Here is a 6,768-nt window from a genome sequence, read left to right as displayed (position 1 = left end):
AATAAAAACCATTATAGAATGCATACCTACCTTGCGAGTTTTTTGTTAGTAATCCAATCATAAAAATACCTCTTTCGTGTGTTTTTTATAGGATTGACAAGTTCAACAAAAAGTAAACATAAGGAAGAGCGACCAATATATGCATTATAATATGCTTCTTCAACTAACGGGGCAGTTTAGTTCAATAAGAAATTTCGCAGTAATCGGTGGTATAATTTGAGATAAATTGTAAGAGGAGGAATTTAATTATGACAAATTCTACATTAGAAACTATATCTGAATTAATAAATACCAAGCAGTGGTTAGAAGCTTTTCCTATTATGAAACAGTTACGAACTGATTTAACAGAAGAAACGTACATAGAATTACTTCAAGATATGAGTAAAGATGGATACAAGCTATACGCAATGTACGTCGAAGACGAAATAGTTTCATTAGTTGGATTAAGTTGGAGAATTAATTTTTATAATAAGCGTCATATTTTTATTTATGATTTAGTAACTGATGTGTCTCAACGGTCATTTGGTTATGGAGAGAAATTGTTGAAGTACATACATGATTGGGCTAATGAAAATGGGGCAGAGTATGTAGCTTTAGAGTCAGGTTTACAAAGAAGTGATGCACATCGATTTTATGAAGATAAATTAAACTATGATAAATGGTGTTATTCCTTTAGGAAACCATTATAATTCGGTTTTAAACTTTAATTAATATTTTTACACAACTATACGGGTGCTTTAGTTAAGCAAAATGGATTTATGCTTATTTCAAATGGAAAATTTATTTAAAAATGGTACCTCAATTCGTTTCAAACGTATTTAAGTAAAACAGAAGATTAGTTTTATAAAAGGATTTATGATGAAAAACTACACAGTTAAGAATAGGAGGTATTTTGTGGAACCACTCATTATGGTTTTGTTTGGATTTTTAGTTTGTTTTTGTATTGGTTCAGTACTGAATATACTACTTAAAACGACTCAAAAACGAGATTGGCTTATTACATTCTTTATAAGTTTAGGTTTAGCAATAATAGTAGTGCCTATACTTTAGATGAACTACAATCGTATAGTTCAAAGCCCTAAACCTTTCTACCATATTCACAGTAGAAACATCTAGGGCTGTCATCAATCAAATACTTAGTAAATGTTAAGTCTATGTTGCTTTACTGCTTATGCATATTTTTGATTAATAGTTAGATCTTAAAATGTTTTCATTAACAATTATTTTTTATTCTCCCCATACGTTGCAATTAGACTGGAAATAAAAACAGTAATTGCCAATATAAAATATTGAATTTTACCCGGTTCTAAAAATGAGTAAATTAGAACCAAAGAAATCACGAAGAATAAAATAGATATCGTAAGCCTCTTTTTATTAATAATAACTCAACCCCTTTACTGATATTTAAATCCATGAATTCCACTTGCAAGACTATATTTAAAGTAAATCGGTCTTGCCTTTTGGCCAGCAAAAATACTCCACACATAAGCATTCACTGCTAGTGCAATTGCAATACCAACACCTGGAATTAACAAACCTAGAACAAGTGATGTGGCTGAAATACCACCAGTAAGTATATTAGTTACAGAATTTTTGCTTAACCAAAGCTCATATCCCCACCAATGAAACTTTACTTTATTTATCCCATTTGTAGTAGATAAAGTGGAATATGTAGGATACTTATCACTATATTCAAGAGAATTAGATAATTCATGGTTTTCGTAACCGATCGCTTCAAATTCTTCTTTAATTTCATCATCAGTGACTATAACTTCAAAAACATTGTTATCCAGCTCTTCAATCTTATCATTTTGATTTAACAAAATATTCATCTCTGCTATTTTTTCTTCCACTGCAGCCAATTCTTCAGCGGAAATTTCCTCTTTTAACATATCTAAGTTAGATAATTCATAAGTATGACCATTAGTTATAATGTATGGATTTACTTTTTCAATTAATTCTTCTGTAAAATTGACTTGTTCATATTCTTGTACAGTTGCAACTTGAGATTGTGCAGAAACACTTGGCGAAATTAGTGAGATTAACATTGCCGATACAATTAAACTATAAAGAAACTTCTTCAAATAAATAACCCCTTTTCTATTTATGTAATATTTTGTAACCACTTTGTATTGTAGTTGTTAAACTCACATAAATAAAGGTCTTATTTTAACTTTGTATACTAAATTCCAATTTTTATTTTTAATTGTATTTATTATCTATACATATATTTGATTTACAATTTTTTAAAAAAATATATTAAATTCAAATTCAATATATTATTTTGGATGAAAACTAACAGATGCTTATTAAGCTAACGGGTGCTTTACTTCAAGAAGGGGTAAATCATTTTTTCTTATTGAACCTAACGAAGCAGATTAGTTTAAGTGAGTTGTTTAACTTGTGTTCAATAATTGGGTCATTTAATGGAATAAATTAGAGGTTCCCTTCTACTCGACTAGCGGTACAAGGCTGTTATTGAAAGCCTTATTCTTATTCAACTAAAGGCGCAGGTTAGTGGAATAAGACTCAATAAGCATTTTTGATATTTCCGATTGAGAATTTCCTTAAAATTGAAACCTCTATTCGTGTCAAACGTATAAATGGCAGGGGTTGATTGTTATGTGGAAAAAAATATTAATGATTTTATCAGTGGCAATTGGCGGATTTATGGTTAGCGTTACTAGTGACAATTTAGGAGAACAAGGTAATAAAATTATGCATTTAGTTGGAATCCTCTTAATGATAGGAGGAATAATAGCTGTTTTTAAAACAAATAAGAAGAATTAATCTTATCCAACTAACGGGTGCTTTAGTAAAAAATCGGACATCAAAATAAATGAGCATGGAGATACATTTCCCAGCTCACCCCCTTCATCATTTGAATGGGGGATTTATTTTTGGCTGTTTATTCACTAAATGCCCCCAAACCAGCTTTGGTAGCATTTTAGGGGGGCGTAAGAATTATGAAGATTTACTGCTATAAGAAAATCCAAACATAAAAAAAACTAATTTCTCGGTTTATAAGTGAGAAATTAGACTTTAGTTACTTCATTAAATCGCCCTATAATGGAAAATCAAGTGTGTTGTTTTAAATAAGATAGACCAACTATAATTTAAGAGTATAGCTCATTAATATCTATTCCATTTCTTCTTGCTGAATATGATATTCCATCGCTTGATTAAACCATTTTTGTTCATCTTCTGTTAAAAGAGAAGGTGTCATATTTTCAAGTTCTTGAATATCAAGTTCTCCTTCTATATTCGTATCAGCGATTTTTTGCATCAAATCCTCACCAAGAAATGAAAAAAATTCTTCTATATAGTTCTTAATCATTCGTTGTACTTTCGGGTCCTCTACGGGTTTACCATATAATTGTTTCACTTCTTTAGACACTTGAGTAAACGTTTTATCTAAAGAGATTTTATCTTCTTCCGATTTCTTTCCTAACTCTTCCATGACATCCGTTAACTTATGGCGAACCATCCATTCTTCTTGTATATGTTCAGTACGCATACCGTGAATAAGGCTAAATATTAAGTTACTATCCACTGTTCCCTCTTCCTCAATTAACCTAATTACTCTATTAATAGATTTCATTGACTGTTCGATTTGTTTTTTCTCTTTTTCTAAAGCTTGAAAATGGAGAGACAAGCTTTCGTTTAAATCAACGGTAAAGCTTGTTTTATTTAATAAATTTTTTATTTCATCCAGACTATATCCTAGGAATTTTAAACTTAGAATTTTTTGTAAAATTATAATATCTTGATAATTGTAAATGCGATGCCCTGAAGAAGGATTCTTTTCTGGTCGTAATAAACCAATTTCATCATAGTAATGTAAAGTAGGAATAGGTATTCCTGTCTTTTCTGAAAACTCCCCAATGGAAAACTTGTTATTGTTATTCATCAAAATTCCTCCCAACAAAAGTATAAGTTCATTATAAAACCTCAAGTAACTTGAGGTTCAAGGGATAAATTTGAAATTGATATATTGTCACACTATTCCCGTTAATTCAACAATGCTGTACAATCTCAGTTATTGCATAAGACTTTGCATATTACTAATCGTTGTAAATCCACAAAAATCTGGCGAGAACCCAAAAAGGTGGCCTAATTTTTGCATTGATAACGCATTTAAGGAATTAAGTTCATAAAGTCATAGAAAAGATTGTGAAGTATTGTACTTAAACTAACAGGTGCTTTAGTTCAACAAGACCATCATTTCGATGGTCCATTTTTATATCCACATAACATCAAGTAGATAAAGGGGAAAAAATTATGTTTTTTAAAACAAATTCTAAAATTAATATAAAAAGTGTTAATGTAGCATTTCAGAGTACATTTATATTTTGGGGAGTTACCCTTCTTATAAATGGGCTCTTTGAAATGGCACAAGATAAACCGTTAATAAGTAATTCTTTTGTTATATTTTATACGGGATTAGCGATATTCTTTTTAACTAAACAAATAGCTAATCATTTTAACAAAAAAAATAATAATGGTCACTGAGAGCTACATGAAAAATTGTGAATAGCTCCAACTCTAACGTCCTTAATTATATTTCGGCGTTCCATTGTGAAATGTTACACTTAAACTAATGTACGCAGTTTAGTTCAATAAGGGGATATGGAAAAATTTCCTGATGAAATACACTAAATATAAAAGTATCCTTAAAGGATAATAGTCATCGAATAGGGGTAATCACCTTTGAATTATGTAAAATTTTGTACTTATCAATTCATTTTATTTTCAGCACTTTTTGTTATCAACATTCCCATTGATAACTTCATAGGTAAGCCATTTACTTCTGTTGATTTAATAGCAATATGTATAAACTTACTTATCATAATCATCGGTTATCGGGTAGTAATTAAAGTATATAGACAATTCGAGAATATTAGGATGCGAAATAAGATATTAATTTCAATACCAATTTTTATATTATCAATCTTTTTTATAGGGTTACTGGGGCAATTCTTTTAGTGTTGTTCTTAAACTAACGTATGCTTATATACAGTATACAAAGAAGTAGTACTTAACGTTTGCGAAATTAAGTATCCCAGAGGCATTTATAAATTAAGTGACGTGCAAGAAGAGTACTAAATAGAGATGAATGGTCTTTAAATATTTTTATAATTTGTAAGGTTATATTTCTTTATTGTAAATTTTTAAAAAGTCAGTAGTCAATAAATTGAATAATCCGTATAATTAGAGTGAAAAGGGTGCGATAAATTATGGATCCTCTTTACGATAAAATAGAAATAGAAATAGTTGCAGGTTTTTTTACCTCATAAATAAAAAAATGGACAATGGTATTCTATCCAATGCTATGCAATCAGAAATTAAACTAATTGAACGTACTGCTAAAAGAAGAGGGGTCTCATTAGAAGAACTGTATGAACAAGGTTCACATCTAGTCGAGATGCAAAGATAAGCACTGATATTCTAGAACACTAACGGGTAGCGTTAATCCAAGGAGGATTGACGCTTTTTTTTAGAACTTATTGAAGTAAATGGCAGGTTAGTTGAAGAAACATGTTTTAGCTTAGTTCAACAATCGGGCCAGATTGTTGAACAATATTTAAGTTTTATAAAAAAAGGGAGTTATAATTTGATGAAAGTAATAAGAGTTATTTTGGCAATTTTATTGGTTTCTTTAGCAGCTTATGGTTTAATAACTGGTGAATATGGAGTATTGCCTTATATAGGATTGCTCTCAGGGGCTGTGCTTGTTGTTTGGGCAATAAGCGAATTTCAAGAAAATCGAAAAGCATTAGCGGTCCTTTTTTTACTCTTATCTGGATTTTTACTTTCTGGAGGTATTTTACTTTTATTAAGTTAACGGGCGCGATTGTTTAATAAGCGTCTCTGTTCTTCTTCAACTAACGAGGTACTTTACTTCAAGAAGGAGTAAAGCTTTTTTCTTATTGAACTAAAGTAAGCAGTTTAGTTGAAGTAGCAAATTAGAATTATTATGTTCAATTATAGGGAGGTGTATAAATGAAATTAGTGATGAAAGCATTTATAGCTTCTGTAATAATTCATTTAGTTTATTTAGTTTGCACGATTGGAATTGGTTATATAAAAACAAAATTTTATAAGCCAGATATATCAGGTGAATGGGAGAATGTAGACTATCTTCAAAATGAAGTAGCATTCGGTATGGTTATTTCCCCCTTTTTCTTTGTCTTTTCATTAGTAGGGATAGCTTGTATATGTGGAATAATTATATATTTATATAAAAAATTCTTTAACTAGAGATTGAACTACTGGAAACGCTTTTTCACTAACGCCGCAGTTAATTTAAGATTAAGCCAAAGAAGGTGATTAGAATTAAATTTTTAGGATTTTCACTAACTGCTGTGTTCAATTTCCTTTTTGGATATTTATTTCAATATATATTTGTTTTGTTTGTGGTACTTTATTTGTATATTGTAGAAGCCCTTGGTTGGAATGTAGACCCTACATTAGAAAAAGGGTTATTAATTCCTTTTTTTATTGCAACAATGGTTGCAAGTCTGATTTACTTTTCAACAATTATATTTACAAACATATTTTTATGGAAGAAAACTCAATTAAAAAAGTCTTATTTCTTAGTAATTATTATAGTCATTTTTTCATTAGGAGTCCTTTCTAACGGAGAAAGAATAGGTATCTTATTCAGCTAACGGGTGCGTTTCTACAATAAGTAGAGACGCTGTTTCACTAACGGGACATATATAGTTGAATAGTGTTGTTTAACTTGTGTTCAACAACCGTACCAGA

General features: G+C 30.0%; 8 protein-coding genes. 6 read left to right on the top strand and 2 right to left on the bottom strand.

Translation table 11 applies throughout. The features are described from left to right. Positions 1–248: 248 nt before the first annotated feature. Positions 249–689 carry a GNAT family N-acetyltransferase gene (locus tag C7437_RS16610; RefSeq protein ID WP_111441097.1) on the top strand — a complete coding sequence of 147 codons (441 nt, stop codon included), beginning with the start codon at positions 249–251 and terminating at the stop codon, positions 687–689. Between the two features lie 705 nt (positions 690–1,394). Here the strand turns inward: C7437_RS16610 and C7437_RS16605 are convergent. After that, entirely contained in the window at positions 1,395–2,084 is a 690-nt protein-coding gene (locus C7437_RS16605) for a hypothetical protein (protein WP_111441096.1), read from the bottom strand. Between the two features lie 538 nt (positions 2,085–2,622). Here C7437_RS16605 and C7437_RS17035 point away from each other — a divergent pair. Next, the gene (locus tag C7437_RS17035; protein ID WP_170122405.1) at positions 2,623–2,790 is read left to right on the top strand and encodes an LPXTG cell wall anchor domain-containing protein; all 168 of its coding nucleotides are present in this window, start codon (positions 2,623–2,625) and stop codon (positions 2,788–2,790) included. 349 nt (positions 2,791–3,139) lie between these two features. Here C7437_RS17035 and C7437_RS16600 read toward each other — a convergent pair whose 3' ends face one another. Further along, positions 3,140–3,910 carry a MerR family transcriptional regulator gene (locus C7437_RS16600; RefSeq protein WP_111441095.1) on the bottom strand — a complete coding sequence of 257 codons (771 nt, stop codon included), beginning with the start codon at positions 3,908–3,910 and terminating at the stop codon, positions 3,140–3,142. Positions 3,911–4,281: 371 nt separating this feature from the next. On the opposite strand from C7437_RS16600, the gene C7437_RS16595 reads away from it, so the two are divergent. From C7437_RS16595 to C7437_RS16575, 4 genes are all read left to right on the top strand, one after another. Beyond that, positions 4,282–4,512 (top strand): hypothetical protein, encoded by a 231-nt coding sequence (locus tag C7437_RS16595; protein ID WP_111441094.1) that lies wholly within the window; start codon positions 4,282–4,284, stop codon positions 4,510–4,512. A 793-nt stretch (positions 4,513–5,305) separates the two neighbouring features. Further along, the gene (locus C7437_RS17380) at positions 5,306–5,437 is read left to right on the top strand and encodes a hypothetical protein (RefSeq protein ID WP_281269984.1); all 132 of its coding nucleotides are present in this window, start codon (positions 5,306–5,308) and stop codon (positions 5,435–5,437) included. 180 nt (positions 5,438–5,617) lie between these two features. Continuing rightward, positions 5,618–5,845, top strand: a complete 228-nt coding sequence (locus C7437_RS16580; protein WP_111441092.1) for a DUF3953 domain-containing protein — start codon at positions 5,618–5,620, stop codon at positions 5,843–5,845. 158 nt (positions 5,846–6,003) lie between these two features. After that, positions 6,004–6,261, top strand: coding sequence for a hypothetical protein (locus C7437_RS16575; RefSeq protein WP_111441091.1), 258 nt, complete (start codon positions 6,004–6,006; stop codon positions 6,259–6,261). The last annotated feature ends 507 nt before the right edge of the window (positions 6,262–6,768 follow it).

The sequence above is a fragment of the Psychrobacillus insolitus genome (assembly GCF_003254155.1).
Taxonomy (GTDB): Bacteria; Bacillota; Bacilli; order Bacillales_A; family Planococcaceae; genus Psychrobacillus; species Psychrobacillus insolitus.
Note: the sequence above shows the minus strand (reverse complement) of the source record. Positions and strands in the feature narration are given on the sequence as shown.